Raw genomic sequence first — 2,669 nt, 5'->3', positions numbered from 1 at the left:
CGCGGCGCGAACCGAGGCGTGGGCCGAAACAAACATGGCCTGCATCTGATGATCGCTCATACTCAGCGTCACTTTCAGGGGACCCAGCCCCGGTGGATTGAGTTGGAGTTCCGCGACCTGATGACCCGCATTGCCCATCTGGATCATGTGCTGGCCCAGCGCCTTGCCCCATTCCGGGCTGCCCACCCCCGGCATCAAGGACGTGGTTGCGGCGGGGATTGGCGCGTTCGAGGCAGCAACGCTGCCTTGCGCCTGCACCGCCGCAGTCATCGGCAGGGCGGTGCCGGTGCTCACTGTGGCATCTGCTGCAACCGGACTGCCAGCGACGGACCGCGCTGCGGTTTCCGTAGTTGGCGCTGTGGTGCTTGCCGCAACTTTCGGCGCGCCGTTAGGTGCGGCGGGTGCCAGGTCGGCCCGTGCATCGCTCAATACGCTCGGCTTGGGTGCAGCCTTGTCTTCGCGCCTGGAGGAGGGGTCGGAAAATCCCGTGCCCGCAGCGCTGGCTTGAGTTGCCATGGCTAGCGGGTCCATCTGAATGGACGCGCCATCGCTCACGGGCAGCAGACCGGCCTGCAATGGGTTTGGATCAGCGCTCTTTGAACTTGCCGCCGCCAGTACAGATGCAAGCTGGGACTGCGCGTCTGCGTCTGCAGCTACTTCGGGCGCATCGGCAGCCCTGTCTGCCCCGTTGGCCAGTGCTGGCATGCGGGCAAGAAGATCATTCAGCGACGCTGCGCTTGTTCCTGGCGTGATGCTGCCGGCAGCGGTTCCCGTGCCAGTGGGCAGCGCGGCCTGGACCATCCTGGTTTCAATCGGAACCAAAGACAGTGCCATGGCATTGACCAGGTCTTCTGCATCGGTCTTTGGGGGGGCTGCCTGACGTCGAGCCGGCTGCGCTGTCGCAGCTTTGGCGGTGGGGTGGTCGGCTTTTTCTCCAGCGGGCGCCAGGGAGCGCGCCAGGGCTTCGCCAAAACTGCCTGAATTGTTCTGACCCTGCTCGTCATGACGCGTGCTTGCATTGGCGTTCGGGTTGGCAGAGGGGGCTGGCGCGGCGGTAGACGAAAGAATCAAAGACATGGTGGTTGGATATAAATTTAGTCGGTCAGGGCTGTGGCGCGCAGGTAAAACTGCCTGGCGGAGCGCTCATCGCTGTCCCGCTGCTCTTTTTTGCCGGTGGCGATCATTTCCTGCTGACGAACCCGGTCAGCCAGGGTGTCAAAGGAAGTGAGGCGCCGCTTGTTGTGTTGCCAGTCGCTGCGCCCGTGCCCCAGCCGGGTATCGGCCTGCAGGGTCAGGGCGCGTTGCTGCTCTATCGCGCCATCCAGCGTGCCGATGAAATTCTGGAAGTTGCGCAGGTAAGCCGACGCCACGCCGTCCCGCATCTGCCCATTGAGCTGGTCCAGATACTCCTGCCGGTACTGCAGCAGCATGTCGAGTTTTCCGGCCGCGCTGGTGTGCGCATTTTGCAGTTGGCCAAGCCGGCGGGTGGCCTCGTCCGTTTTGGTCTGGGCCAGCTCGATGAGCATCGCAAGCTGTAGCTTTTTGGGCATCAGGTGTTCCTGGGGCGTTGGTGCTGGCTGCTAGCGAGCATTGAATATTCCATGCAGTTGGCTGATCGATGCGGCGTAGTCGGCGCGTTCATCCATCGTTTGCTGCAAAAAGGCTTCGATCTTGGGGTAGAGCGCAATGGCCTTGTCCAGTTGCGCGTCATGGCCGGGGGCGTAGGCCCCCACGCTGATCAAATCGCGGTTGCGCTGATAACGCGACAGCATCTGCTTGACGCCGCGCACCGATTCAAACTGCGCAGGCGCGATCAATGCTGTCATTGCCCGGCTGATCGATGCTTCAATGTCAATCGCCGGGTAGTGGCCCGACTCGGCCAGGCTGCGCGACAGCACCACATGGCCGTCCAGAATGGCACGGGCCGAATCGGCAATTGGGTCTTGCTGGTCGTCGCCTTCGGTCAGTACCGTGTAGAACGCTGTAATCGAGCCGCCCTGGCCCTCGGCATCGATGGCACCGTTGCCCGCGCGCTCCACCAATGCGGGTAATTTTGCAAAGACCGATGGCGGGTAACCCTTGGTGGCCGGCGGCTCACCCACGGCCAGTGCGATTTCCCGCTGGGCCATCGCGTACCGGGTCAGCGAATCCATGATCAGCAAGACGTTTTTGCCCCGGTCCCGGAAATACTCGGCCAGGCAGGTGGCGTAAGCGGCGCCCTGCAGCCTGAGCAGCGGCGAGGTGTCGGCCGGAGCCGCCACCAGCACCGCGCGGGCCATGCCCTCTTCGCCCAGCGTGTTCTCAATGAAGTCCTTGACCTCGCGGCCGCGTTCACCGATGAGGCCCACCACAATCACATCGGCGCTGGTGTAGCGCGCCATCATGCCGAGCAACACGCTTTTGCCGACGCCCGAGCCGGCAAACAGGCCCATGCGCTGGCCCCGCCCCACGGTCAGCATGGCGTTGATGGCGCGAACGCCCACATCCAGCACGTCCTTGATGGGGGCGCGTGTCAGCGGATTGATGGGCGCGCGGGACAGTGGCACTTCCCGGTCGAAATTGAGCGGGCCCAAGCCATCAAGCGGCCGGCCTGCGGCATCCACGACACGGCCCAGCATGCCCTCGCCGACAGGCAGGCGCTTGGTCCGTGGCCCGACGCTGCCGGCACC

3 protein-coding genes are annotated in these 2,669 nt (G+C 64.0%); all 3 read right to left on the bottom strand.

Annotation, left to right across the window (positions count from 1 at the left end; genetic code table 11):
* Positions 1-1,077: flagellar hook-length control protein FliK (locus Q8K05_RS18805; RefSeq protein ID WP_305248279.1), on the bottom strand; the 1,077-nt coding region annotated here is incomplete at its 3' end.
* A 17-nt stretch (positions 1,078-1,094) separates the two neighbouring features.
* On the bottom strand, positions 1,095-1,550 hold the full coding sequence (gene fliJ, locus Q8K05_RS18800; protein WP_305248277.1) for a flagellar export protein FliJ: 456 nt from the start codon (positions 1,548-1,550) through the stop codon (positions 1,095-1,097).
* 30 nt (positions 1,551-1,580) lie between these two features.
* A partial coding sequence (locus Q8K05_RS18795; protein ID WP_305248276.1) for a FliI/YscN family ATPase occupies positions 1,581-2,669 on the bottom strand: 1,089 nt, incomplete at its 5' end.

The sequence above is a fragment of the Polaromonas sp. genome (assembly GCF_030682935.1).
GTDB lineage: Bacteria > Pseudomonadota > Gammaproteobacteria > Burkholderiales > Burkholderiaceae_C > Polaromonas.
This window is presented reverse-complemented; position numbering and strand designations above follow the sequence as displayed.

Excerpts from the sequence above, each read along its gene's own strand:
- fliJ (WP_305248277.1), bottom strand. The coding sequence starts at position 1,550 with ATGCCCAAAAAGCTACAGCTTGCGATGCTCATCGAGCTGGCCCAGACC.